The following is a 25,662-nucleotide window of genomic DNA, read 5'->3' on the forward strand; positions in this document are numbered from 1 at the left end:
CCCTAAAAAGCGGCCGGGCGGCTTGCGTTGGGGGTATGTGGAAAACTTCTATATTTTTTGTTTGCCCCTCGCAAACACAGGAGGTAATTTCCGGGATTCAATGAAACCAGGCCAGCAGTTCACCGCGGCCTTGGCACTGCGCTTTCACATCGGACTGAACAAGTTGCGGCTGCGCCCTCCCCGGACCGGCCGCTTTTTATAAGAAAAAATTCCCAACCAAACACCACTGGTATGCTCGTAATTAAACGCGACGGACGCCGCGAATCCGTCAAGTTCGACAAAGTCACGGCCCGCATTGAGAAGCTGTGCTACGGTTTGAATCAGGACTACATCTCGCCAATTGAGGTGGCCAAAAAGGTGATTGACGGCATCTACGATGGCGTGAGCACCATTGAGCTGGACAACCTGGCCGCCGAGACGGCCGCCTCGCTCACCACCCGCCACCCCGACTACGCCATCCTGGCGGCCCGCATTGCGGTGAGCAACCTGCACAAGGTGACCTCGAAGTCCTTTAGCAGCACCATGAAGCGCCTCTATACTTATGAGGACCCGAAGAATGGCGACAACGCTTCGCTGCTGGCCACCGACGTGTGGGAGGTGATTCATAAGAATGCCGCCACGCTGGACTCGGCCATTATTTATGACCGGGACTACAACTACGACTTCTTCGGCTTCAAGACCTTGGAACGCTCGTATCTGCTGCGCTTGGAGGGCAAGGTGGTGGAGCGGCCCCAGCACATGCTGATGCGCGTGGCGGTGGGCATCCACAAGGATGACATTGACTCGGTTATCAAGACCTACAATCTGCTGAGCGAGCGGTGGTTTACGCACGCCACGCCCACGCTGTTCAACGCGGGCACGCCGAAGCCGCAGATGTCGAGCTGCTTTCTGCTGACGATGAAGGACGACTCCATTGATGGCATTTATGACACGCTGAAGAATTGCGCGCTGATTTCGCAGAGCGCCGGCGGCATTGGGTTGTCGGTGAGCAATGTGCGGGCTACGGGCTCTTACATCAAAGGCACGAACGGCAACTCAAACGGGCTGGTGCCCATGCTGAAGGTGTTCAACGACACGGCCCGCTACGTGGACCAGGGCGGCGGCAAGCGCAAGGGCGCGTTCGCCATTTACCTGGAGCCCTGGCACGCCGACATTTTCGAGTTCCTGGACCTGAAGAAGAACCACGGCAAGGAGGAAATGCGCGCCCGCGACCTGTTTTACGCCCTCTGGACGCCCGACTTGTTCATGAAGCGCGTGGAGCAGAACGGCGACTGGACGCTGATGTGCCCCCACGAATGCCCCGGCCTCGACACGACCTGGGGCCCGGAGTTTGAGCGCCTCTACGCCAAGTACGAGAAGGAGGGCCGCGGCCGCCGCACCATCAAGGCGCAGGAGTTGTGGTTTGCCATTCTGGAAAGCCAGACGGAGACGGGCACGCCCTACATGCTGTTTAAGGACGCGGCCAACGGCAAGTCGAACCAGCAGAACCTGGGCACGATTAAGAGCTCGAACCTGTGCACCGAGATTATTGAGTACACCGACGCCGACGAGATTGCCGTGTGCAACCTGGCCTCGCTGGCGCTGCCCCGCTACCTGGTGACCGACGCAGCCGGCAACACCACCTTCGACCACCAGAAGCTGTACGAGGTGACCTACCAGGCCACCCTGAACCTGAACAAGGTGATTGACGTGAACTACTACCCGGTGCCCGAAACGCAGAAGTCGAACTTCCGCCACCGGCCCATCGGGCTGGGCGTGCAAGGGCTGGCCGATACGTTCATTGCCCTGCGCATGCCCTTCGAGAGCGACGAAGCCTCGGGCCTGAACAAGGACATTTTCGAAACCATCTACTTCGCGGCCATGACGGCTTCGAAGGACCTCGCCATCAAGGACGGGCACTACGAAACCTTCCCCGGCTCGCCCCTGAGCCAGGGCAAGTTCCAGTTCGACCTCTGGGGCGTGACGCCCGACTCGGGCCGCTGGGACTGGGAAAGCCTGCGCGCCGAGGTCATCAAGCACGGGGCCCGCAACTCGCTGCTGGTGGCGCCCATGCCCACGGCCAGCACCGCCCAGATTCTGGGCAACAACGAGTCGTTTGAGCCCTACACGAGCAACATTTACGTGCGCCGCGTGCTCAGCGGCGAGTTTATGGTGGTGAACAAGCACCTGCTGAAGGACCTGGTGGCCCTGGGCCTGTGGAACGACGCCATGAAGCAGGAAATCATCGCGGCCAACGGCTCGGTGCAGGGCATTGCCCGCATTCCGCAGCACATCAAGGACCTGTACAAGACGGTGTGGGAGATTTCGCAGCGCCGCATCATCGACCAGGCCGCCGACCGCGGGGCCTACATCTGCCAGAGCCAGAGCCTGAACCTGCACGTGCAAAACGTGAACTTCGGCAAGCTCACCAGCATGCACTTCCACGCCTGGAAGCGCGGCCTGAAAACGGGCATGTACTACCTGCGCACCAAAGCCGCCGCCGACGCCATCAAGTTCACGGTGGAAAAGCAAGCCGCCGAAACCCTGGAGCCCCTGGCCCTGGTGGAGCAAAACCAGTCCGACATGGCCTGCTCCCTGGATAACCCGGACGCCTGCGAGGCCTGCGGGTCGTAAGAAACATTAGATTTCAAAATATAAAAGAGCGAATACTAAATAGTATTCGCTCTTTTTTTGATATATTTGGGTTCACCTAAATATCTACCATTTATGGCTTTGGCTTTAGCAGAAGATTCGGAAGAAGTAGTATGTCAATTCTGCAAGGAACTGACGCCAAGTGAATACAATTTTTGCGTTGTCTGTGATAGCCAGACCAAATGCTTGGAGTGCGGTAAAAAGACTTTTCCTGGAAAAGACTACTGCTTAAGTTGCAGTAAACCACTTGTGGTTAAAAAGAATGGTAGCCAAGCGCCAAACCACTACTTGAGAACAGTAGAACAAGATGGCGACAAGCGGAAAGAACATACTGAATTTTCTTTATCTGATAAATCGGTTGCAGAAATAGCGCCCTTCGTAGTTGCCCAAATTCTCCCAGATAATAGAATTGGAGATGGGACAGTTGCATTGCCACCAGCAGCTGATGAAATCGAAACGTCTGCAACTGATGTAACCCCTAAATCTAATGCAGATGATGCTTCGACAGCTGAAACTCCTAAAGCGGAAAATCCAACTGCCAATACAGATAAATTAAGATTCTTTACTGAGGACTCAGGAGTTCTCGTTGCTACAACAAAGGACTTTAAGGGCAAAACGTGGTCTGAGCAACAGAAGAACTTCCTTGTTCTATACTGCTTTTTTTATAAGCTCGTATTTGGAAAACCTGTACCAAGTGATGACCATTTGCGTAGCGCTGCAGAGAAGGTAGATATCGTTGATAAGAACAACTTTACTACTTATCTAAAGGGCGTACATAGCAGTTATTTGATGCCTATAACAGGTGGTTTCCAACTGAATGATGATGGCATAGAGCGAGCCAAAACAATAATTACTTTGCTAGATAATAAGCAAGCACCTGAAGGTGAAAAGTATTGGCTGCGAAATAAGTCCACGTCCGCTCCTGCAACTCCCCGTATCAAAGACGAAGACAAGAAAAAAGCTGAAGCTTGGGCTTCAGAGAAAGTAGAATTGGGTAAGCTAGATGTACTTGAATTGAAAATGGCACGTGAGTATGCCATGTTTGCAATTTGGTCTATTACCGTAGCTCTTAAGAAAGGAGAATCTGTTAAAAGTAGTGAAGCTTATCACTACTTAACAACCAAGTACGCTAACATTTCAGTGAAATCAGAAGCCTTTCTGAAGGCGATTAATAATAACAAACCGAGATACTTCGATTCAAATCAGTTGGATGGCTCTTGCTACTTGACAAAGTTCGGAAAGCAATGTGTCGAAGATTGGGTATCAGGTAAAGCAAAACCTTCAGCCGCTGAAGCCCAGAAATCATAAGCTTTCGAAATGAGCATAGCAAAAGCACAACTTGTAGCGTCTTTGTCTCCGCCCTTACCTCAAGAAGTAATTGAGCACTTGGTCAACGAGTACCAAAGTATAAAACAAAATCTAGCATACAGGCGCTTCCGCCCTAGTGAGTTAGATGGTGGGCGGTTCGGAGAATGTATGCTCCGATTATTCCAGTATCTTGACGGGAAGCCACATACGCCTTTCGGGGTCCAAGTCAAGGATGCTGATACCATAATTAATAGAATGCAGAATATATCGGGGCTCCATGATTCTGTAAGGTTACATATTCCTAAGCTAGTAAAGCTTCTGATTGACGTGCGCAACAGAAGAAATGTTGCTCATGTTGGCGGTGATATAGACCCGAATTTTTCTGACTCTATCTTTATCTCTCAAATGTCCGATTGGATTATGACTGAGTTGATAAGAGTTTATTATGCTTGCTCAGTTGATGATGCTAACAAAATAGTTAGAACCATCAATGAAATACATGTTCCAATTGTTGCAACTGTCGATGGTTTTGTCCGAGTCCAGAATACTGCTTTGGATGCGACACAAAAAGTATTAGTCATCCTTTATCATAAAAATCCTGAGAAGATTTCCGATACAGACTTAATCAAATGGTCTGAGTATGGTAACTCTTCTAGATTCAAAAGCAGTATTCTGAAAAACCTGCACAATGAGGCTTTAATACATTACCAAAATGGCTTATGCTCTCTTTTGCCTAAAGGGATATTGCATGTTGAGCAGACTATTCCAATGGATGTAATAGCATAGCATTACAAGTAACTCCAGCTTCCCCAGCCGCTGCCGCCCCGGGAGCGGCTGGTTTGTTTTTGGGGTAGCGCGTGCGGAGTGGCGAGAAACTCTAAGCTTCTCTCAGCCGCCTTCGCGCCGGGGGCGGGTGGGGGTGGGGTTGGGGGAAGCTCGCGCCATTAGGTAGAAACACTAAGCATCGGTCAGCCGCTGGGGGCGGCTGGGGGGCGTGGGGCGTAGCTTGCAATATGAAGCATCAGGTTTTTCTTTCGCTCGTTGTGGGCTTGCTGTCATTAGCCAGCAGCGCCAAGGCTCAAACCCCAAAAGCAGAGCCGCAAGAGCTCGCATCATCGCCGAGCTTCATGCCGAGTGGCGGATTCGTGCCCGATGCGGCTACTGCCAAGCGCATTGCCGAAGCCGTCTGGCTGCCCATCTACGGCAAGAAAGTCCTGAGTGAAAAACCGTATCAGGCTACGCTAAACAGCAAAGGCGTGTGGGTAGTGGAAGGCTCTTTGCCCAAAGACATGGACGGCGGTGTGGCTTACATTGAGATAAGCAAACGCGACGGCCGCATCCTAGAAGTTACTCATGGGAAGTAACTGACGTATCGTTCAGCCGCTTCGCCCCAGGGGCGGCTGGGTTGGTTCTGGGGGAGCTCGCGCGGAATGGCGAGAAACACTAAGCATCGTTCGGCCGCTGGGGCGCCGGGGGCGGCTGGGGGCCGTGGGACGGTCCCGGAGCCCTACTTGGTTTCCGAGGAAGGCCCCGGGACCGTCCCGGACCGTGCCTCGACCCGGAGAAGCGCCCCGGGACGGTCCCGGAGCCCTATTTGGGTTCCGAGTAGGCCTCCGGGACGGTCCCGGACCGGGCCTCGAACCGGAGTAGGGCCCCGGGACAAAAACCTAGATAGGAATATGGCGGATACCGGCTACCTTATGGCGCTTTATTCACCTAACCCCCAACCTGTTTATGAGTCCCGCATCTACCGGCACGCCGGCCCCCGACCCCTCCGGCAACGAGCCCACCTACACCCCCAATCTGCCCTTCGGCCAGCTGGAGCTGGCCACCCTGGCCCTGAGCGCGGCCACATTCTGGCAAACCTCCGCGCTGGGCGACCTGCTCTGGAAAACCAAAGCGGCCTTCCTGACCCAGGCGCAGGCCTATTTCGACAGCCTCGATTCCGCCGACGCGGCCCAGGACGGCCGGGGCCCCCAGGCCCAGCGCCTGCGCACCCTCGATGCCCAGATTGACAAAGCCCTGGGCTTCGTGAAAGGCTACCTGGCCGAAGACCACGACGGCGACGCCGACGAGGCCTACTACGACGAGTTCGGCATCAGGGCCGAGGGCCGCAACCAGCGCCTGCCCAGCGCCCGCCCCGCCCGCGCCAAGGCCCTGGCCAAGCTGGTGGCCGCCCTCCACGCCCACGGCTACGACGACCGCAAGTACGGCAAGGCCTTCTGGAAGCCCATCGCCACCGAGTACGCCGACCTGGTGGGCCAGCGCGCCCAAACCGAAAGCGCCGCCGCCGGCGAAACCGGCCAGAAAAACGCGCAAGAAAAGCCCCTGCGCAAGGTGCTCAAGGCCCTCATCAACCTCATCAAGGCCCACTACCCCGACACGTACAAGAACGTGCTGCGCGAGTTCGGCTTCCAGAAGGAAGGCTACTAGGGCCGGGCTCCGGCCCGCTTCGCCAGCCGCTTCCGTTTCGGGGGCGGCTGGTTTGCGTTTGGGGGGAAGCTTGCGCCGTTAGGTAGAAACACCAAGCGTCGCGCACGATGGCGCGGGGCTGCGCCCCGTGCCGGCTATTTGTGGGCCTCTGGCCCGCAGGTGTCCGCGCCGTTTGGGTATTGCGGTGCATATTGTTCAACGATTGCAGGCCGAAGGCCTGCGAATAGTCGGCACGGGGCGCAGCCCCGCGCCATCGCCTTTCACTTGCCAATTTCTACTGATGTCAGAGAAATATAAAACCTATGAGGGTGGCATATTCTTCGTGACCTTGACAGTGGTGGGCTGGATTGACGTATTTACCCGGCCCGACTATGCCGACCTGTTTCTGGACAGCCTACGCTTTTGCATCCGGCGCAAAGGCCTGCGGGTGTATGCGTTCTGCATCATGCCCAGCCACGTTCACCTTATCGCCGACGTGGAGGATGGCCTGCTGTTGGCCGATGTGCTGCGCGACTTAAAAAGCTTCACCGCCAAAAGCATCTATCAGCTCCTCGAAACGCACCCGCAGGAAAGCCGCCGCGACTGGCTGTTGCACCTGCTGCAATTTTATGGCCGGCCACATGGGCAGGCGTTCAAGTTCTGGCAGGAAGGCAACCACCCGATTGACTTGAAATCGACGGCTTGGATGCAGGAAAAGCAGGAATACATCCATCAAAATCCGGTGCAAAACCGGCTGGTTGATGAGGCACACCATTATCCATTCAGCAGCGCTTTTCCGGATTGCGGCGTGCCGTTGAGTGAATTTTTGTAAGCACGATGGCGCGGGACTGCGCCCGTGCCGGCTATTTGCGGGCTTCTGGCCCGCAGACGTCCGCGCCGTTTGGGCAAGTCGTATGTTGTTCAACGATTGCAGGCCGGAGGCCTGCCGATAGTCGGCATGGGGCACAGCCCCGCGCCATCCGTCTCCTAGTTGAACGACGCCCGGAATTCCAGTGGCGAGAGGCTGGTCTTGGTTTTGAAGAGCTTGCTGAACGACTGCAGGTGCTCGAACCCCAGGCCGTAGGCAATTTCGCTCACGGTGAGGGTGGTGGTGGAGAGCTTTTCCTTGGCCTTGGCAATGAGCGCGGCGTGGATGTGCTGCTGGGTGTTCTGGCCGGTGAGGACGCGCAGCAGGTTGCTGAGGTACTTGGGCGAGAGATGTAGCTGGTCGGCCACGTACTGCACGGTGGGCAGGCCGCGCTCGGGCAGGTCGGGGCTGTTGAAATGCGTATGCAACAGCATTTCCAGGCGTTCGAGCACCTCGTGGTTGGCCTTTTCGCGGGTGATGAACTGGCGGTTGTAGAACCGGTCGGCGTAGTGCAGCAGGCTTTCGAGGTGCGACACGATAATCTGCTTGCTAAACCGGTCAATGGTGGACGTATACTCCTGCTCGATGGCGAAGACGAGGCTTAGAATGGCTTCCTCTTCCTTGCCCGACAGAAACAAGGCTTCCCGGAGCGAATAATCCCAGAAATCGTACTGCTGGATGGTTTTGGCCAGCGGCGTATTCCACAGGAAATCGGGGTGGAGGTACACCACCCACCCCGATTGTTCTGCCGCATGGTTCTCGTCGGCCACCGCCACGCTAAACACCTGGCCGGGCGCAATGAACGAAAGCACGCCCTCGTTGAAGTCGAACGGGTGCTGCCCGTACTTCACCTGAACGTTGCGCGTGCGCTTGACCGAGATGATGTAGAAGTCCAGCACCATACTCTCCGGCGCGCGGCCGGGCGGCGGGGGTGGCACGGTGCCCACGTTCACCACGCTCAGCAGCGGGTGCTGCGGCTTGGGCAGCTGCACGAAGTCGTGGAACGCGCTGATGGTGTGGAAGCGCCTCATGCCGGTTCGTCGTTGGGGCAAATTTCCAGCACCAGCTTGCCCCGCACGCGGTGGGTCTGGCTTTCGCGGTGGGCCTCGGCTACCTGCGCCAGCGGAAAGGTCCGGCTAATGAACACCTGCACCCGGCCCGCGTCAATCAGCGCCGCGATTTCCTCCAGCCACTCGCCGCGCGCCTGGTTATTCGACAGCGCGCCCGTGGCCTGCTGCCGGACCAGAGCCGCCTGCACGGCCTCGTCGAAGGGCACGTCCAGGTTCACCGTCACGAAGATGCCGCCCGGCTTGAGCACCGGAATGATGCGCGCCCGCGCGGCATTGTCGCGCAGGGGCGAGGCTTCCAGCACCACGTCCACGCCGTGCACCAGCTGCTCCACGGGCTGGCTGCGGTAGTCGAACACCTCGTCGGCGCCCAGCTCGCGCACGTAGTCGAGGTTGGCGGCCGAGGCGGTGGCGATGACGTAGGCGCCCTTGGCCTTGGCAAACTGCACCGCAAAGCCCCCCACGCCCCCTGAGGCGCCCTGAATCAGGACGCGCTGACCGGCTTGCAGCTGGCCGTCGTGGAAGAGGGCCGTCCAGGCCGTGAGGCCGGCCAGCGGCACGCCCGCCGCCTCGGCGAAGCTCAGGCGGCGGGGCTTCAGGGCAAACCGGCTGGCCTTGGACGTGCAGTACTCGGCGTAGCTGCCGTCGCCGGGGAAGTTGGGCTCGCCGTACACGGCATCGCCTACGCGGAAGGCCGTCACGTCGGCGCCGACGGCTGCCACCACACCGGCCGCGTCCCAGCCCAGGGTCAGGGGCAGGGTCAGAAAAGACCGCAGCACGTCGTTGCCGCCTTCCCGAATGGTCCAGTCGGCCGGGTTGACGCCGCTGGCGTACACTTGGATGAGGATTTCATCGGCTGCCGGTACGGGGCGGGCTATGTCTTCCAGTTGCAGGACTTCGGGGCCGCCAAAGGCGTGGATTCTTATGGCTTTCATCGGAAAGGAAATTCGGTTGGTTGATGAGTGCAAAGGTCCCGATTGATGAAACCGCATAATTAGCCAAACTGCCCTTTGTTTCAATCAAAATGACGCGCAGCGGCCGGGCGGCAGGGTTGAGACCGGCTAATCGGCTACAATAATTGGCCAATAACCCCCCAAGGCGACCGTGCTGCGCGCCGCTACCTTCGCTGCACTATGAAAAAACCTGCCATTTCGCTGGTGCTGCTGCTGAGCCTGGGTGCCCGCGCCGCCTGCTGCCAGGCCCCCGCCAGCCCTGCCCCAAGCGCAGCAGCGTCAGGCAAGGCCGACCAGGAGATTGAAAAAAAAGCCGCCGATTGGGTGGCTTCCCTTAACCTCAACGACGCCCGGAAGCAGGCCGCCGTGCAACAGGCCATTGCCACGCACCTCACGGCCATCCGGGACTACCACAACGCCCACCCCTACACCGAAACGCCGGCCGGCCTCAATCCCGGCACCGGCCAGCCGCTGAGCGTGATGGACCGGACGCTTATCGCCGTGTCGGCCATGCCGAAAAGCATTCACGACAACCTGATGGCCAGCCTGCGCCAGCACCTCACGCCCGAGCAGGTGGAGGCCGTGCTCGACAAGTACACCATCGGCAAGGTGGCCTTCACCCTGAACGGCTACCGGGCCATCGTGCCCAACCTGACGCCCACGGAAGAAGCCGTGATTCTGGCCAACCTGAAACAGGCCCGCGAGCAGGCCATCGATTTCAAGACCATGAAGGAAATATCGGCGGTGTTTGAAATCTACAAAACCAAAAACGAGGACTACCTGAACACCCACGGCCGCAACTGGCGCGAGCTGTTCAAAGCCTACGTAGACGCGGCCAACGCCCGGAAAGCGGCTGGCAAAGCCAACGCCGGGACGCCGCCCGCCGCGCCCCCGAAGTAGCCCGGGCCCGGCCTTAGGGGCGCTGGTGCCGTATGACGGAGGCACCATCCTTGCCGGTTGGCGTTGGCCTGCGTCCTTGCAGAGGCTGGCGGCCGGTTTTCGCTCATGCCCTACTACACCATTGCGCTGCTGCTGCTCGGAGTTGCCATTTTGGGGGTGGCCTGGCTGCCGTCGCTGCTCGAGAAGTACCCGCTGTCGTACCCCATCCTCTACATTCTATTGGGGCTGGGCGTGTGGAGCCTGCCCCTGCAGCTGCCCGCGGCCGACCCGCAGCAGCACAAAACCCTGGTGACGCACCTCTCCGAGCTGTGCGTGATTGTGGCCCTCACGGGCACGGGGCTGAAGATTGACCGGCCGTTTTCCTTTCGGGCCTGGCGCTCGCCGCTGCTGCTGGTGCTGGTGCTCATGGTGCTCACCATTGCCGGGCTGGCGGTGGCGGGCCACTGGCTGCTGGGGCTGGCGCCGGCCTCGGCGGTGCTGCTGGCCGCCGCGCTGGCGCCCACCGACCCCGTGCTGGCCGGCGACGTGCAGGTGGGCGACCCCGGCGAGGGCCGCGAAGACAACGTGCGCTTCGCCCTCACCGGCGAGGCCGGGCTGAACGATGGCCTGGCCTTTCCCTTCGTGTACCTGGCGCTGGCGCTGCTGCCCGCGGCCGCGCCGCTGGGCGAGCGGCTGCTGCACTGGCTGTGGCTGGACGTGGGCTACCGCATCGGGACGGGCGTGCTCATGGGCTGGCTCTCGGGCCGGGTACTGGCCTACCTGATTTTCAACCTGCCCAAGCGCGTCAGCATCAAAACGGAAGGCTACGGCTTTGTGGCGCTGGCCGTCACGCTCACGTCCTACGCCGTCACGGAGCTGCTGCACGGCTACGGGTTTCTGGCGGTGTTCATTGCGGCCATCACGCTGCGCAGCCGCGAGCGCAAGCACGAGTACCACCGCCAGATGCACGCCTTCACCGACCAGATGGAGCGGCTGTTCATCGTGGTGATTCTGCTGCTGCTGGGCGCCGCCATAGCCGATGGCCTGCTGCGCGCCCTCACCTGGCAGGGCGCGGCGCTGGGCCTGCTGCTGGTGCTGGTGCTGCGGCCGCTGGGCGGCATGCTCACGCTCATTCGCTCCAAGCGCATCAACTTGGCCGAGCGGGCCGTGATTTCCTTTTTCGGCATTCGCGGCATCGGCTCAGTCTTTTACGTGGCCTATGCGCTGGGCGAGGCCGACTTTCCGCAGGCCCGCCAAATCTGGGCCGTGCTGGCCTTCACCATGCTGCTGTCCATCACGCTGCACGGCATCTTGGCCACGCCCGTCATGAACTGGCTGGACCGCCGCCACGGCCGCAAAACCCAAACCGAGCTGACCGAGGCCACCGCGGAGTAGGGGCCGGGCCTATTCCTTCATCACCCGCCGAGTTTGCCGAAAGTTGGTGCCGCGCAGCGTCAGCACGTAGATGCCGGGCGCCAGGTGGGCCGTGTATTCGCGCAGCTGGCTTTGCAGCGCCTCCGGCGTGCCGGCCAGCGAGAGCAACCGCGGGCCCTGCGGCAGCGAAAAATCGAGGGTGAGGCGGCCGGCGCGGGCCGGCACATCGGCCAGGGTGAAGGGCACTTCGCCCGCCGGCGGGTTGGGGTACACAAACAGGCGGGAGGTGGGCCGCGAGGTGGCCGCGTAGCTGATGCCCGAAAAATTGACCCCAATCAGCACCGGGTCGTGGTCCGACGACCGGAAGGGGGTGTTGATGTCGGTGGCCGCGCCGGCGTTGGCGTACTCCAGCACGCTGGGCTCGGCCGAGTTGATGTGCCATTTCTGCACGTCGATAAAGCCCACCAGATTATTGGTAATCACGGCGTGGTCGAGCGAGCCCGTGAGGCCCCTGAACACGTAGGACGCGCTGGTGGGCGGCGTGGCCGGCACCAGCCCGGCCGCGCGCATGATGTCGATGGGGTCTTCCTCGTAGTTGGCGTTGTAGTCGCCGGCGCTCACCACGCGGGCCGCCCCGGCCGGAATCATCTTCTGCTGAATAAACTGCACCAGCGCCGCGGCCTGGGCCTTGCGGCGGGCGTTGGAGCCGCCCTGGCCGTCGTTCTGGTCGGCATCGGCGCCCTTGCCGCTGCCCTTGCTCTTGAAATGGTTGATGACGAAGCCCAGCGTGTCGGGCCGCTCCTTGCGCTTAGTGATGAAAATCTGGCCCAGCGGCGGGCGCTCAAACACGCCCGGCGCGGTGAAGAGCTGCGGCGGCCCCAGCGGCGCCAGCACCGCCGGCTTGTAGAGGATGGCGCAGTGAATGAGGTCGGTGTTGTTGGGCTGGTGGTTGGCGTCGCCGTCGTTCACGAAAATGTAGGTGCCCTTGCCCATCACCTGGTTCAGGCCGTCCACCAGGTCCTGAATGGCGGAGGTAGAGCCGTTGCCGTCGTTCTCAATCTCGGTGAGGCCCACCACGTCGGCGTTCATCTGGCTAAGGGCCAGAATGATTTTGGCGCGCTGCCGGGCAAAGTCCGCGGCCGTTTTGGCCCCGCGCGGCGTGGGGAAGCCGCCGCCCTCGCCGTCGCCGTTGAAGTAGTTGAGCACGTTGAAGCTGGCCAGCTTCAGGTCGAGCTTGCCAAACACCGGCGGGCCCTTGGGCCGCGAGGTGCGCACCACCGGCGCCGCCTCGCCCGGCAGCGGCTGCACGCGCCACTTGCCAAAGCCGTAGCCCAGGATGCCGCGCAGGCCCGTGAGGGTGCTGCCCACGCGCACGGTGCCGGTGTTGGGGTCGAGGTAGGGCGTGGGCGAGGGGTTGTTGGCCGAGCTGCCGTCGTCGAGCACGAGGCACTTGTTTTCGTTGGCGGTTTGGTAGGCGTTCACGGCGGCCACGTTGCTGCGGCCGCTGCTGTGGGTGCCGGTGGCGGGGTCGTCGTTGGGGTCGATGAACTGCGTGGGCTGGTAGGCCAGGCCCTGGGCCGAGAGCGTGAGCTCGCCGCGCTGCTTGAGGCTGTAGTTGTCGACCACCGTCATGGCGTCCGAAAACTGCACCCGCATGCCCTCGTAGCGCTCGGCGTCGGGGGCCGAAAAGTCGGCGTTGCGGATGGTGACGAACGCCGGCAGGGCCTGGCCCGAAGCCAGCACCGTGATGTTCGGCTCCGTCAGCACGGCCTGGTTGAAAGAGGGCGCGCCGGCATCCTCGCGCACCGTGCCGCTTATGCGCACCCGGTCGCCAATGCGGACGGTGGGCGCGGCCGCCACCACAAACAGGGCGTCCGAAGTGGCGGGGTTGCCGTCGGCCGTGGCCTTGTCGTCCTGCACGTAGAAGCCGGCCGGGTTCAGGCCCGCGTACACGCCCGTCACCACGGCCTCGACGGTGTAGGTGCCGGCCTTGGCGCTGGCGCCGCTGCCCTGAATGGTGCCAATGGAAGTGGCGCTGGCCGCCCTGGCGCCCATTAATAACCCTGCGAAAAGGACGAGCTTACCGCGCATGTAAGAAGAATCAAAAGAAGGTGGAAAGGGCGCTAAAGATATTACCGCCGGCCCCGCCACGCTTGCGCGCCCGGAAACGCAGCGCTTGCGGCGGGGGCGCGAGGCGATAGATTTCGCCGCACTGCCAGGCAACCGGCGTTGGGCATTTAGCTACCTTTGGTCGCTTCTACCGCCTTTTTCGCCTCGCATGAAATTCTTCGGCCGCCTCGACCGACACTTCTTATTCGGCTGCTGCAGCCTGCTCCTGGCCCTTGCGGCCTGCACCGCTTCCAAAGCCCCGTCCGCGACTGCGGGCACTGACACTTCGGCCCCCGTATCCATCCTGCTGTTGGGCTCCAACCACCTGGCCCAACTGTACAAAGCCAACAACCCCAATTCCGACGTGCTCACGCCCCGCCGCCAGGCCGAGCTTTCGGCTATGTGCGACCAGCTGCAGCGCTACCGCCCCGACGGCATCCTAGTGGAGGAAGTGCCCGAAAAACAAGGCCGCCTCGACAGTCTGTATCGCCTCTACCGGCAAGACAAGCTGGACCTGAACACCATGCCCGGCGGGCGCAACGAAATCTACCAAGTCGGCTTTGTATTGGCCAAGCGCCTCGGTCTGCCCGGCGTGCACTGCGTGAACGCGCCCGGCGGCACGTCCCAAAGCATTCTGAGCGAAGGGCAAAACATCGGGCTCTACGAGCAGGCCACCACGGAATGGCGGGCGTTCGGCGCCCGCACCATCGACCAGCCGCTGCTGGCCGGCGCCACCACCATGAGCCAGTACTACCGGGCCATGAACGAGCCGGCCACCGTGCAGCGCCTGCACACGCTGGTGTACCGCACGCCGGCCCGCGTCACCAACGGCACCCTCAAGCCCGACCCCATGGTCGACGCCGCGTTCGTCAACCCCAAGTACGTGGGCGCGGAGTTCATCTCGGTGTTTTTCAACCGCGACCTGAAGGTGTACTCCAACGTCGTGACCACCCAACTGGCCACCCGCCAGCACCGTCAGCTGCTCATCATGGGCCTGCGGCACGTGGGCTCGCTGCACGGCATTTTCAGCACCGACCCCGCCTACCATGTAGTGGCCGCCACCGACTACCTCAGCCGCCGCTAAGGCTCAGGGCCGCACCAGCCCGAACCGGCCGCCCTGCACATCGAGCACCACGGCGCGCTGGCTGAAGGGCTCGTTGCCCAGCATGCCGCCCATGCCCGAAAAGCGCATCAGCAGGTTTTGGGTGAAGCTGGTGCCCGTCATGTGGCTCACGGTGCCCAACGGCAGCGTGGCGGTGCCCAGCTGCACGGCGGCGGCCGTGGGGGCGGTGTAGGACATGAGCGGCCGGCCCCACGAGCTGGTCGCCTGGGTGCGCACCGGGGCGCCGGGCCGGGCCAGTTTCTGCCATTCGCCCTCGCTTGTGAGCAGGGCAAAAGCGCTGGTGCCCGTGTCGAAGAACAGCTTGCGCGGCTCGCCCTGCAGCCCGGCCGTGAACACCGGCCGGCGGCTGTCGAAGGCCAGCGGCACGAAGTCGGTGCGCTGGGCCAGGCTGTCGGGCACGGCGGGCAGCAGGCTGAAACGCTGGCGGGCGTAGTCGAGCACCAGGGCGCGGCCTTCCAACACATCCCCCCCCAGCGTGCCGATGATGAAGGGCGCGAGGGTGTCGGCGGGCAGCGCGGCGGCGCCCAGGTTGCGCGTCTTCACCCAGTGCGCCCGCACCTGGCTTTGGCCGAGGCCGAAGCGGAAGTCGCGCAGGGTGTCGCCGTGCAGCGCCAGGGCCGAGCGCAGCGCCGGGTAGCGGGCCTGCAGCGCCGCCAGCGGCCGGGCGTAGAGCACCGAGTAGGGCGCGCCCGTGTCGAACTGCAGGTAGCACGTGCGCGGGCAGTTGGGCAGGCGCACGGGCACCAGCACGGCGGCGTGCGGCATGGCCCGGCCGGCGGCGGTGTCGGCCAGCCAGGCGAAGGGCGTGGCGGCCGGCAGCCCCGACACCACCAGTTGGTTGGCCGGCGGCAGAAACTGCTGGCGGAAGTAGAAATAACCGCCGATGCTGCTCAGCACGAACAGCGCCAGCACGGCCAGCAGGATTTTGAAAATGGGTTTCATGACGCAGAAAAAAGGAGAGGATTACTGCGTCAAAAGTATCCGGCGCTACTGCCGAAGTCGGGCGTCATTACCCCGTCATTTTGCCGCCACTTGGGGCAAGGTGCTGGTAGTGAGGGCGAATTAATTGGCGCCCGCCTACAGCCGGTAGCGGTACACGTCGAAATTGCCCCGCCGCAGCTGCGCGCTGTAGTACACGACGGTGGCCACGTTGGCCGCGTAGGTGCCAATCAGGGCCGTGAGCCAGAGCTCGGGCAGGGGCGTGTGGTAGCGCCGGTACAGCACCAGCTGCGCGGCCAGCGCCAGCAGCACCAGAAAGAAAGTGGCCACCTGCCACAGCAGCTGAAAGCCCAGCACCCGGCGGCCCAGCTCGGCCACGTGGGCCGTGGTGTGGCGGCGGGCGCGCCACAGCAGCCAGGGCACCACCAGGTTCAGCAGCGGCAGCACCAGGAAACTCAGGGCGCTCAGGTTGAGCAGCTGCAGGTAGTCGGGGTTGGAGGGCAGAGCGGCGGCGGTGCTCACGGGCTCGGCCAGGGTGGGCACCGGCCCCGGCAGGGTTTCAGCGGGCGTTGGGGCTGCGGGGGGGGGAGGCTCGGCGTGCAGGGCTTCGAGCGGCACGCTCAGGGCGGCGGCCAGGGCTTGCACGGTGTAGCCGCGCGGCACGGTGGCACCCTGCTCCACCCGCTGAATGGTGCGCAGGCTCACGCCCGACTGCTCCGCCAGTACTTCTTGCGACAAGCCCTTGCTTTTGCGAAGGGCCAGAATGCGGGCACCGGAAAACTCAGACATGCGGAAAACAACGGGGTAGAACAGCGGCAGAAAATGCGCCCGGCGCACTCGGGGCTAAAGGTAAAGGGCCCGGCTGGTTTGTGCGCCGCGAGCTGGGGCTAGCTTTCCGCCGGCGCCGCCGGGCCCAGCCCACGCGGCCGCCACCTGGGCCAAGCGCGGCGGCCGGGCCAATGAGTGGCTGGCAGCAACCAGCAAAAAGCAGCGAGCAAGCATGGCCGGCACGGGGCGGATTGGCTAGGCCGGCTGCTGGGCCAGCCAGGCCGTGGCCGCCGCGTCGGTGTCGAAGGAGCGGTAGGTGAGGGGCAGGCCCTGCACGCTGGTCGTGACGAAGGCGGTGGCCAAGCGCACCAGCACGTCGGGCGACACCACCACGGCCCCGTAGCGGTAGCCGCCTTCCGTGACGGCCCGGGGCAGCCAGTGCTGGGCTATCCACTGCTGCTCGGTGGGCGAGAAGGGCGGCATGGTGAGCTGGTTTATCAGGATGCGGCCCCAGCCGTGCTGCTGCAGGCAGCGCAGCATCTGGTTAAACAGGGCCTGCGTTTCGGCCAGGGTGCGCCGGCGCGGCCCCCAGGTAGCGCGCAGAAAACCAGCCGGGTCGGCCTGCAGCTGGCCGGCGGTATTCTCAAAAAGCAGGGGCAGGGCCGTTTGGTTCATCGGCGCAAAGGTACCGCCCGGCGGGCTTGGGCAGGCCGGCCCGGGCCTTACTGCTGCCCCACCGGCGCGGCGGGCAGGCGCACGCTCCGCAGCCAGGCGTAGGCGGCGGCCACGTCGTCGAACATGCTCAGCTGCGGGGGGCAGTTGTCGGCCACGGGCAGCAGCAGCTCCACGTCGCTGCGGCACTCCAGGGCCCGGCTGTGCACCCAGGCCACGCAGGCCATGCCCGCCCGGGCCGTGGCCGGCAGGTACACCTCGGCCACCCACTTCAGCAGCTCCCAGCTGATGTGGGTGATGTGCGAGTTGTCGTTGAGGGCTTTGGGGGTGCCAAGTTGGCCTATATAGGTCAGAATGCGCTGGCAGTCTTCCTGCACGTTGGCCAGCTCTAGGGCGCCCTTCCAATCCAGATACAGCCAGTTGTTTTCCTCATCGTGGTAGAGGTCAAGCGCTTCGGAGGTAGAAAGGAGAGTTATCGGCATCGGCACACACCCACGGGTCGAACAGTCCCGGCAAATATACTTTCGGGCACCCGCCGGCTCCGCATGCCCGGCCCGGTGCGGCGGGCTGGCCGTGCCCGCGCCGGGGGCCGTATACTCGGGCTATGATTCCGCTCATCACCCACACGCCGCGCCTGCTCATTCTGGCCGCCAGCCGCGCCCTGCTCACGGCCGAGCTGCACAAGCCGCACTATTTTCCCGTGTTGCTGGGCGCTGCCCTGCCCGAAGACTGGCCGCCCGGCGAGTACGACCGCCCGGCCATGGAGTTCTTTCTGGAGCAGCTCACGGCCGGCGGCCGCGACGCCGCGGGCTGGTACGGCTGGTATGCCCTGCGCAAAGCCGAAGGCGACACGCCCCGCACCCTCATCGGCAGCGGCGGCTTCATGGGCCCGCCCGACGCCGAGGGCACGGCCGAAATCGGCTATTCCATTTCCAGCGACTGGCGCCGGCAGGGCTTGGCCACCGAACTGGTGGGCGGCCTGGTGGCGCAGGCCGCGGCTACGGGCCAGGTGCGCCGCCTGGTGGCCCACACCGAGCCCGGCAACGCGGGCTCGCAGGAAGTGCTGCTGCGCAACGGCTTCGTGGCCACGGGCCCGGCCCCCGACGGCCGCCTGCGCTACGAGCGCGCCGTGGAGCCGCAGCTGCCCGAAACTGCCGCCCCGCAGCCGCCCCAACCGTAGCGGCCGTGGGCTACATTTGCCGCATCCCCGGTCCCTGTTGCTCCGCTCTTCCATGAAAAATGCTTTGCTGAAATACGGCTTCTTCGCGCTGGCGCTGGCCCCGCTGGGCTGCACCACCAGCGGCCCCGCCGCCTCCCACACCAGCGCCGACAGCTGGACGCCCCAGAAGGCCGACAAGTGGTTTCGGAGCCGGGTGTGGGCCAATGGGCTGAAGCTGAACGTGCAGGAATCGGTGAACAAGGTGGAATTTGCCAAGCAGTATACCGCCAACAAGGCGGCCTGGGACAAAGCCTTTGCCTACTTCCGCGACACCAACCTGGAAGAGCTGCCCGTGGGCAAGTACCCCATCGACGCCGACAACGTGTTTGCGGCCGTGACCGACAACCCCACCAAGGAGTACGCCAACACCAACTGGGAGTCGCACCGCAAATACATCGACATGCAGTACGTGGTGCGCGGGGCCGAGAAAATAGGGCAGGTGCCCATGGACAAGGCCACGGTCATCAAGCCCTACGACGAGGCCCGCGACGTGGCCAACTACTCGGCCGAGGGCCCGCAGTACGAAGCGCGGCCGGGCACCATCTACCTGTTTTTTCCGCAAGACGTGCACCGGCCCAACATCAAGGTCGAGGGCATCGACAAAGACAAGAAGGTGGTGGTGAAGGTGCGCGTGGCGCAGTAGGGCCAGCCCGTCCAACAGCCAAACCGGCACCGGGGCCGTACAAGGCGGAAGATTCCCTTCTTCCACTCTTCTCCCCCAGTGCTATGGTTAAACTACTGTTTCTCGTATTCCTGTTTGTGTCGGCCGGGCTGGGCTTGCCCGCGGCCGCCCAAACCGGCACCGCCGACGTGCCCCCGCGGCCCCAGCCGTTTCATTTCGTCAACGACGAGGCCAGCCTCATGGCACCGGCCGATGCCAAAAAGCTGGAAAGCGGCCTGCGCCGCTACGCCGACAACAACGGCACGCAGATTGTGGTGGTGACCGTGCCCGCCCTCGGCGGCCGTGACGTGGCCGACTACGCCCGCGCCATCGGCACGGCCTGGGGCGTGGGCCAACGCGACAAAAACAACGGCGTGGTGGTGCTGGTGAGCGCCAAAGACCGGAAAATCAGCATTCAGCCGGGCAGCGGCCTGCAAAGCAGCATCACCCCGGCCGTGACGCAGCAGGCCATCAGCCAAATGGGCCCCGGCTTTAAGCAGGGCAACTATTTTGCGGGCCTGCGCACCGGCCTGAACACCCTGATGGCCGCCGCCGACCCCAACGCCGCCACCCGCGGCCAGGCCGGCAGCACCGCCTCCAGCAACGCGGGCACCAGCACCGACATCAACACCCCGAGCAACCTCTCGCAGGACCCCGCCCCGGTGCCGCCCACCGACCCCGTGCTGGCTGCCCCGCCGGTCGAGCCCGCGCCGTCGGGCCCCGGCATGGGCACGCTGCTGATTGGGGCGCTGGTCATCGGGGGTATTCTGTGGTTTGTGGTGCGCATGTTTCGCAACCGCAGCGCCGCCGCGGCCGCCAATAACCCGAACGCGGGCCCCTCGGGACCTACGCCCGACTTCCTGCCCAACCGGGGCGGCTCGAACCGCGGCCCGGCGGGTGGCAACTACAACCAGGGCTACAACCAGGGCGGCCCGGGCTACGGCAATGCGCCCAACCAGGGCGGGGGCGGCATGATGGGCGGCATGGGCGGCGTGCTGGCCACCGGCGCCGCTGCGGCCGCCGGTGCCTACCTCGGCAACCGCATGGCATCGGGCCACGATACCTCGGGGCACAACTACACCAACGATAACGACAACACCAACTTCAACACCGGCGCGGCTGGGGCGGCCGGGGCAGGCCTCGGGGCCGCGGGCACCGGCGCCGCCAGCGACTACTTCTCGAGCCGCGACGGCGGAGGCACAGGCGCCGCCGACAGCCCCGGCCCTGATTATTTCTCCGACGACAACACGGCCGCCGACAACTCGTCGGACTACTTCTCGTCGGACGACAATTCCTCCTACGACGACAGCTCCTCCGGCGACACGGGCGGCGGCGGCTTCGACAGCGGCGACGACAACAGCGGCTCTTGGTAAGGGGCGGCGATAATCAGACTGAAACAAAGAAGCCCCGGCGCATTGTGCGCCGGGGCTTCTTGCATGAATACCGTGGCCTGCGCGCACCTGTCCGAGCGTGGACCGGAGCGTAAATCGGCAAAGCGCTATACCTTTCGGCCGGATTCTTCAACAAACTTTTTTGGCGATGTTTCAGGGCTTGCGCACAGTGGTGTATCCGGTGGGAAATCTGGCTGAGGCCACGGCTTGGTACAGCCGGGCGCTGGAGCAGGAACCGTATTTCAACGAGCCCTTTTATGTGGGCTTCAACGTGGGCGGCTACGAGCTGGGCCTGATACCGCAGCACACCGCCGCCGGCCAGGCCGGCCCCACCGCCTATTGGGGCGTGCCCGATGCCGCCGCGGCCTACGACCGCCTCCTGAGCCTGGGCGCTCACCCCAGCGAGGCCGTGCAGGACGTGGGCAGCGGCATCCTGCTCGGCGCCGTGCTCGACCCCTTCGGCAACTTGCTGGGCGTCATCCAAAACCCGCATTTCGCCCTGCCCGCCTGAACGGTGTAGAGACGCGTATTCGCGTCTCGGCGGCCGCGCCGTCAGGGAAATCAGCCAGGAGCCAGAACGAGGTAGAGACGCAACATCTTGCGTCTCGTCGTCCGCGCCGTTCGGGCTTCGTTCAGACCAACCAGACGCGAGCCGTTCAACGACGAGGCGCAGCATCTTGCGTCTCCACTTGCAATAGCCTTCTCCAAATCATGATGCCTGAACATAATACTATAGCCTCGGCCGTGCCGGTGCTGGAAACCAGCCGCCTGCGCCTGCGCGGCTTTCGTGCCGATGACTTCGACGGCTGGTTTGCCATGAGCCGGCTGCCGGCATACCACCGCTACTTCACGCCCGAGCCCATGCCCGCCGAGGAGGTGTGGAAACTCCTGCTGCGCAGCGCCGGCCACTGGGCCATCATGGGCTACGGCTTCTGGGCGGTGGAGGAAAAGGCCAGCGGCTGTTTCGTGGGCGGCATTGGCTTCCTCAGCCTCAAGCGCGCCCTCGACCCGCCCCTGGGCGAGGCCCCGGAAATCGGCTGGGTGCTCGACCCCGCCGTGCACGGCCTGGGCTACGCCACCGAGGGCGTGGAAGCCGCCCTGGCCTGGGGCCAGCAGCATTTCGGGCCGGTGCGCACCGTGTGCATCATTCACCCCGAAAACGAGCCCTCGCTGCGCCTGGCGCATAAGTTTGGCTACCGCGAATACGCCCGCACCACCTACCACGAGCAGCCCATTGTGCTGCTGGAGCGGCCGGGGGAGTGAGTAGGGCTTTATTGGTGTAGAGACGCAATATCTTGCGTCTCGTCGTTCGCGCCGTTCGGGTGTCGTTGGCGCCACGCCGTTCAATGCAAGACGTTCAACGCCGAGACGCAAAATATTGCGTTTCTACTATCCTCTGTTATTGGTTGGCCCGCCGGGTGGAATAGAGTAGCTTGCGCGCCACACCGCTGTGGTGCTCACCGCTTTCTGCTCCGCTTCTTATGCCAACACTTCTAAAATTTCTGCTGGTTTTCCTGCTGCTGGCTGCCGCTGGCACTACCTGGGCCCAGGCGCCGGCTACGGCACCAGCGCCGGCCACCGCCCAGCCCGCCTTCGACGTGGAAGCCGCCACCCAGGCCTACCTCAGCACCCTCACCCCGGCCCAGAAAGCCAGCTCCGATGCGTACTTCGAGGGGGGCTACTGGCTGCTGCTGATTGACGTGCTGTATGCCGTGGGCATCGCGGCCGTGTTTCTGGGCCTGGGGTTGTCGCGGCGCCTTAGGGCCTGGACGGAACGGCTGCCGCGGCGGTTTCTGCGCACGTTGGCCTACGCCGCCGCCTACCTGCTGCTGGCCTGGCTGCTGAGCTTCCCGCTGGCGGTGTACGAGGGCTATTTCCGCGAACACCAGTACGGACTGTCCAACCAACGCTTTGGCCAGTGGCTGAGCGAAAACCTCACGAGCCTGGCCCTGAACGTGGTATTCGGCAGCCTGCTGATTTTGGCTTTGTACGCGGCCATTCGGCGCGCCGGCAGCCGCTGGTGGGTGTGGGGCACGGGCATTGTGGGCGCGTTTCTGGTGATTAGCATCTTTCTGGGCCCGGTGTTCGTCAGCCCGCTGTTCAACAAGTACACGCCGCTGCCCGCCAGCCCGGTGCGTGCCGCCATCCTGCGCATGGCCCGGGCCAACGGCGTGCCCGCCGACAACGTGTACCTCGTGGACGCTTCCCGCCAGAGCAAGCGCATCAGCGCCAACGTGAGCGGCATCGGCAGCACCATCCGGGTGTCGCTCAACGACAACCTGCTGCGCCGCAGCACGCCCCAGGAGGTGCAGGCCGTGATGGGCCACGAGCTAGGCCACTACGTGCTGAACCACATCCAGAAAATGCTGGTGTTCTTCATTGTGCTCATCGGGCTGGGGCTGTGGGCGCTCGACTGGGCCTTCACGCGGCTGGTGGCGCGCTACGGCCCGCGCTGGGGCGTGGCCGACCGTGCCGACGTGGGCGGCCTGCCGCTGGCGGTGGCCCTGCTAGCCGTGCTCAGCTTCCTGGCCACGCCGGTGCTCAACACCATTATTCGCACCCAGGAGCAGGAGGCCGACATGTTTGGCCTGAACGCCGCCCGCCAGCCCGATGGCTTCGCCACCATCGCCATGAAGCTGTCGGAATACCGCAAGATTGACCCCGCGCCGCTGGAGGAGGCACTGTTTTTTGACCATCCCAGCGGCCACACCCGCGTGCACACTGCCATGCGCTGGAAAGCCGAGCACCTGGGCGAAAAGTAGTTTGGGGGCGAACTTGCGGGCGCCTTGCCGCCGGGGCAGGGCTGTGTACTGTCCACCACAAGCCTGAAAACCATGCCCGCCCGTCCCTACATCCTCGCCGAAACCACCTGGAAAACCGTGCAGGAAAACGCCTACCAAGTGGTGGTGCTGCCCTGGGGCGCCACCGAGGCGCACAACTACCACCTGCCCTACGCCACCGACAACTACCAGTCGGACTACGTGGCCGCCGAGGCCGCCCGCAAAGCCTGGGAGCAGGGCGCCAAAGCAGTGGTGCTGCCCTGCGTGCCCTTCGGCGTGAACACCGGCCAACTCGACATCACGCTCGACATCAACATGAGCCCCAGCACGCAACTGGCGCTGCTGCGCGACGTGGTGCAGGTGCTGGCCCGCCAGGGCATACCCAAACTGGTCATCCTGAACGGCCACGGCGGCAACGACTTCCGCCAAATCCTGCGCGAGCTGCAGGCCGAGTTTCCGACGGTGTTTCTGAGCACGCTCAACTGGTTTAAAGCCGCCGACCGCAACCAGTACTTCAGCGCGCCCGGCGACCACGCCGACGAGCTGGAAACCAGCGTGATGCAGCACATCGCCCCCGAACTGGTGCGCCCCCTGGCCGAAGCCGGCAACGGCGCCGCCCGGCAGTTCCGCATCGCGGCCCTGCGCCAGGGCTGGGCCTGGGCCCAACGCGAGTGGAGCAAGGTGAGCGCCGACACCGGCGTGGGCAACCCCGCCGCCGCCACCGCCGAAAAAGGCGCCGCCTTCCTGGAAGCCGTAACCACCAACATTGCCCAGTTTCTGGTAGAGCTAGCCGCCGCCGACCCACAGGATTTGTATGAATAAATACAGTTAACAGTTATCAGTGAGCAGTGAACAGCATCGTTCAGCAAGCTTCCAACTGATAACTGCTCACTGATAACTGCTCACTGATAACTGCTCACTGATTTCATGCCCTCCCAATTCGATAGCGTCATCTTCGACCTCGACGGCACCCTGTGGGATGCCTCAGAAGCCATTACGCGGGCCTTTCAAGCAGCCCGCGGCAGCGTCGACTACATCGAAAACGACGTGACGCTGGCCCAGGTGCAGGCCGTGACCGGCCAGCCCTACACCGTGGTGTACGAGCGCCTCTTTCCCAAGCTGCCGGCCGATAAGCTGGACGAATACCGCGCCCTCTGTGCCCGCCACGAACTGGCCGCGGCCACGGACCACGGCGGCACGCCCTACCCCGGCCTGGCCGAGGCCCTGCGCTACCTGCGCGGCCGGGGCTACCGGCTGTTCATCGTGAGCAACTGCCAGCTGGGCTACGTGGAGGCCTTTTTCAAGCACAGCGGGCTCGGCGAGTTCTTCGAGGGGCACCAGTGCTACGGCACCAAACTGCTTTCCAAGGCCGAAAACATCCGGGAAGTGGTGGCCGAATACGGCTTGCAAGCGCCCGTGTACGTGGGCGACACCCCCGGCGACCTCGCCGCCAGCCAGGGCGCGGGCGTGCCGTTCATCTTCGCCACCTACGGCTTCGGGCAGCTCACCGAGGCCGAAGCGCCCACGCGCATCGACCGGCTGGCCGACTTGCAGGAGCTGCTCTGAATGATGCTGAAAAAAGGGCTTGTTCGTACATTGGAGGCATGAAATTCCCGGTCTTTCCGCGCATCACCATTCATCCGTCCATTTGCAACGGGCAGCCCACCGTGCGCGGGCTGCGCTACCCCGTGTGGCAGGTGCTGGAGTGGCTGGCCGGCGGCGCCACCGAAGCCGAGCTGCTGGCCGCGCACCCGGCGCTCGAACCCGAAGACTTCCGCGCCTGCCTTGCCTTTGCCGCCGAGCGCCTCAAGCCCCACGACCGCACCCCGCCCACGGCCGAAGACCAGACGTCCGAAGAGTGGATACTGAGCCGCCAGAGCCGCTGGCTGGCCGAGCAGGAGTTTCTGAAGCAGCTGTGGGAGCGCAGCCCCGGCCCGTCTGCCAAAGGAAATGTTGAGGGGCCGCACTCGCCCAAATGACCAGTTGCAAGCCGGAATAGATGCGTAGCTTTGGGCACCGCGCCGCCGCCAACTGAGCCGCTTTTTTCATGTATCAGGACCTTGCCTCGACTGCTTTTCTGCACGTTGCCTACCGGCCCGATTCGTGCCTGCTGATTGGCCGCTGGCTGTGCTCCATCAACGACGCGCAGCTGCGCGAGGGTTACGAAACCATGCGCCGCGCCGCGCAGGAGCACCAGTGCCACCACTGGCTGATGGACGCGCGCCGCCGCACCGACCGCCGCCTGAACGGCCCCGAATGGGTGGTGACCACCTTCCTGCCGCAGGTGCAGCGCGAAATGGGTGCCCCGCTCTACGTGGCCTTCCTGGTGCTGCCCAACCACCTGCGCGAAGTGGAAGCCGACCCCCACATGGCTGAAAAAAATCCTTCGCCCAATGCCTCCTTCCAATACGCCCGCTTCATCGACGAAGGCGCCGCCAACGCCTGGCTCGACCAGAAGCGCCGGGAAGGCCAGTAGCCATCCGTCGTGGCGAGCCTAACGCAGCAGTT

At 63.4% G+C, this 25,662-nt stretch carries 26 protein-coding genes; 19 read left to right on the plus strand and 7 right to left on the minus strand.

Features of this window, described 5'->3' with window-relative positions; translation table 11 throughout:
- The first annotated feature begins 231 nt into the window (after window positions 1–231).
- From IC234_RS16975 to IC234_RS17000, 6 genes are all read left to right on the plus strand, one after another.
- On the plus strand, window positions 232–2,613 hold the full coding sequence (locus IC234_RS16975; RefSeq protein WP_190926893.1) for a ribonucleoside-diphosphate reductase subunit alpha: 2,382 nt from the start codon (window positions 232–234) through the stop codon (window positions 2,611–2,613).
- Between the two features lie 93 nt (window positions 2,614–2,706).
- Complete coding sequence (locus tag IC234_RS16980; RefSeq protein WP_190926895.1) at window positions 2,707–3,939, plus strand: zinc ribbon domain-containing protein; 1,233 nt, start codon at window positions 2,707–2,709, stop codon at window positions 3,937–3,939.
- A 9-nt stretch (window positions 3,940–3,948) separates the two neighbouring features.
- Window positions 3,949–4,725, plus strand: coding sequence for a hypothetical protein (locus IC234_RS16985; RefSeq protein WP_190926898.1), 777 nt, complete (start codon window positions 3,949–3,951; stop codon window positions 4,723–4,725).
- Window positions 4,726–4,952: 227 nt separating this feature from the next.
- Complete coding sequence (locus IC234_RS16990) at window positions 4,953–5,303, plus strand: YbbC/YhhH family protein (protein ID WP_190926900.1); 351 nt, start codon at window positions 4,953–4,955, stop codon at window positions 5,301–5,303.
- Between the two features lie 370 nt (window positions 5,304–5,673).
- Window positions 5,674–6,372: a hypothetical protein gene (locus IC234_RS16995; RefSeq protein ID WP_190926902.1), complete on the plus strand. Its 699-nt coding sequence runs from the start codon at window positions 5,674–5,676 to the stop codon at window positions 6,370–6,372.
- Between the two features lie 184 nt (window positions 6,373–6,556).
- Complete coding sequence (locus IC234_RS17000) at window positions 6,557–7,183, plus strand: REP-associated tyrosine transposase (protein ID WP_317173398.1); 627 nt, start codon at window positions 6,557–6,559, stop codon at window positions 7,181–7,183.
- Between the two features lie 155 nt (window positions 7,184–7,338).
- Here the strand turns inward: IC234_RS17000 and IC234_RS17005 are convergent, their stop codons facing one another.
- Both IC234_RS17005 and IC234_RS17010 read right to left on the minus strand, forming a co-directional pair.
- Window positions 7,339–8,250, minus strand: coding sequence for a helix-turn-helix domain-containing protein (locus IC234_RS17005; RefSeq protein WP_190926905.1), 912 nt, complete (start codon window positions 8,248–8,250; stop codon window positions 7,339–7,341).
- The gene (locus tag IC234_RS17010; protein WP_190926907.1) at window positions 8,247–9,221 is read right to left on the minus strand and encodes an NADP-dependent oxidoreductase; all 975 of its coding nucleotides are present in this window, start codon (window positions 9,219–9,221) and stop codon (window positions 8,247–8,249) included. The genes IC234_RS17005 and IC234_RS17010 overlap by 4 nt, the downstream gene beginning before the upstream one ends.
- A gap of 198 nt (window positions 9,222–9,419) precedes the next feature.
- On the opposite strand from IC234_RS17010, the gene IC234_RS17015 reads away from it, so the two are divergent.
- Together IC234_RS17015 and IC234_RS17020 are read left to right on the plus strand one after the other, a co-directional pair.
- Entirely contained in the window at window positions 9,420–10,139 is a 720-nt protein-coding gene (locus tag IC234_RS17015) for a DUF3826 domain-containing protein (protein WP_190926910.1), read from the plus strand.
- A 105-nt stretch (window positions 10,140–10,244) separates the two neighbouring features.
- A complete protein-coding gene (locus IC234_RS17020) occupies window positions 10,245–11,513 on the plus strand; it encodes a cation:proton antiporter (protein ID WP_190926912.1) in 1,269 nt (422 codons plus the stop codon).
- A gap of 9 nt (window positions 11,514–11,522) precedes the next feature.
- On the opposite strand, the gene IC234_RS17025 is transcribed toward IC234_RS17020, so the two are convergent.
- Window positions 11,523–13,547 (minus strand): ExeM/NucH family extracellular endonuclease, encoded by a 2,025-nt coding sequence (locus IC234_RS17025; protein WP_190926914.1) that lies wholly within the window; start codon window positions 13,545–13,547, stop codon window positions 11,523–11,525.
- A gap of 223 nt (window positions 13,548–13,770) precedes the next feature.
- Between IC234_RS17025 and IC234_RS17030 the strand changes: the two genes are divergently transcribed.
- Window positions 13,771–14,685, plus strand: coding sequence for a DUF5694 domain-containing protein (locus IC234_RS17030; protein WP_190926916.1), 915 nt, complete (start codon window positions 13,771–13,773; stop codon window positions 14,683–14,685).
- Window positions 14,686–14,688: 3 nt separating this feature from the next.
- Here IC234_RS17030 and IC234_RS17035 read toward each other — a convergent pair whose 3' ends face one another.
- The 4 genes from IC234_RS17035 to IC234_RS17050 form a co-directional block, all read right to left on the minus strand.
- Window positions 14,689–15,666, minus strand: coding sequence for a hypothetical protein (locus tag IC234_RS17035; protein WP_190926918.1), 978 nt, complete (start codon window positions 15,664–15,666; stop codon window positions 14,689–14,691).
- 135 nt (window positions 15,667–15,801) lie between these two features.
- On the minus strand, window positions 15,802–16,452 hold the full coding sequence (locus IC234_RS17040) for a helix-turn-helix domain-containing protein (protein WP_190926920.1): 651 nt from the start codon (window positions 16,450–16,452) through the stop codon (window positions 15,802–15,804).
- A gap of 234 nt (window positions 16,453–16,686) precedes the next feature.
- The gene (locus tag IC234_RS17045) at window positions 16,687–17,106 is read right to left on the minus strand and encodes a hypothetical protein (RefSeq protein WP_190926923.1); all 420 of its coding nucleotides are present in this window, start codon (window positions 17,104–17,106) and stop codon (window positions 16,687–16,689) included.
- 47 nt (window positions 17,107–17,153) lie between these two features.
- Entirely contained in the window at window positions 17,154–17,585 is a 432-nt protein-coding gene (locus IC234_RS17050) for a hypothetical protein (RefSeq protein WP_190926925.1), read from the minus strand.
- Window positions 17,586–17,707: 122 nt separating this feature from the next.
- Between IC234_RS17050 and IC234_RS17055 the strand changes: the two genes are divergently transcribed.
- From IC234_RS17055 to IC234_RS17100, 10 genes are all read left to right on the plus strand, one after another.
- The gene (locus IC234_RS17055; protein ID WP_190926927.1) at window positions 17,708–18,283 is read left to right on the plus strand and encodes a GNAT family N-acetyltransferase; all 576 of its coding nucleotides are present in this window, start codon (window positions 17,708–17,710) and stop codon (window positions 18,281–18,283) included.
- Between the two features lie 52 nt (window positions 18,284–18,335).
- Entirely contained in the window at window positions 18,336–18,965 is a 630-nt protein-coding gene (locus IC234_RS17060) for a YhcH/YjgK/YiaL family protein (protein ID WP_190926929.1), read from the plus strand.
- Between the two features lie 83 nt (window positions 18,966–19,048).
- Window positions 19,049–20,356 carry a TPM domain-containing protein gene (locus tag IC234_RS17065; protein WP_190926932.1) on the plus strand — a complete coding sequence of 436 codons (1,308 nt, stop codon included), beginning with the start codon at window positions 19,049–19,051 and terminating at the stop codon, window positions 20,354–20,356.
- Between the two features lie 166 nt (window positions 20,357–20,522).
- On the plus strand, window positions 20,523–20,885 hold the full coding sequence (locus IC234_RS17070; RefSeq protein WP_190926935.1) for a VOC family protein: 363 nt from the start codon (window positions 20,523–20,525) through the stop codon (window positions 20,883–20,885).
- A 200-nt stretch (window positions 20,886–21,085) separates the two neighbouring features.
- Window positions 21,086–21,637, plus strand: a complete 552-nt coding sequence (locus IC234_RS17075; protein WP_223827732.1) for a GNAT family N-acetyltransferase — start codon at window positions 21,086–21,088, stop codon at window positions 21,635–21,637.
- Between the two features lie 218 nt (window positions 21,638–21,855).
- On the plus strand, window positions 21,856–23,136 hold the full coding sequence (locus IC234_RS17080; protein ID WP_190926937.1) for a M48 family metallopeptidase: 1,281 nt from the start codon (window positions 21,856–21,858) through the stop codon (window positions 23,134–23,136).
- A 72-nt stretch (window positions 23,137–23,208) separates the two neighbouring features.
- Complete coding sequence (locus IC234_RS17085; RefSeq protein ID WP_190926939.1) at window positions 23,209–23,976, plus strand: creatininase family protein; 768 nt, start codon at window positions 23,209–23,211, stop codon at window positions 23,974–23,976.
- Window positions 23,977–24,081: 105 nt separating this feature from the next.
- Window positions 24,082–24,720 (plus strand): HAD family hydrolase, encoded by a 639-nt coding sequence (locus tag IC234_RS17090; protein WP_190926941.1) that lies wholly within the window; start codon window positions 24,082–24,084, stop codon window positions 24,718–24,720.
- Window positions 24,721–24,758: 38 nt separating this feature from the next.
- Window positions 24,759–25,133: a DUF433 domain-containing protein gene (locus IC234_RS22215; protein WP_190926943.1), complete on the plus strand. Its 375-nt coding sequence runs from the start codon at window positions 24,759–24,761 to the stop codon at window positions 25,131–25,133.
- 68 nt (window positions 25,134–25,201) lie between these two features.
- Complete coding sequence (locus tag IC234_RS17100; RefSeq protein WP_190926945.1) at window positions 25,202–25,630, plus strand: hypothetical protein; 429 nt, start codon at window positions 25,202–25,204, stop codon at window positions 25,628–25,630.
- The last annotated feature ends 32 nt before the right edge of the window (window positions 25,631–25,662 follow it).

Origin of the sequence: Hymenobacter armeniacus (genome assembly GCF_014699055.1) — a bacterium.
GTDB classification, from domain to species: Bacteria; Bacteroidota; Bacteroidia; order Cytophagales; family Hymenobacteraceae; genus Hymenobacter; species Hymenobacter armeniacus.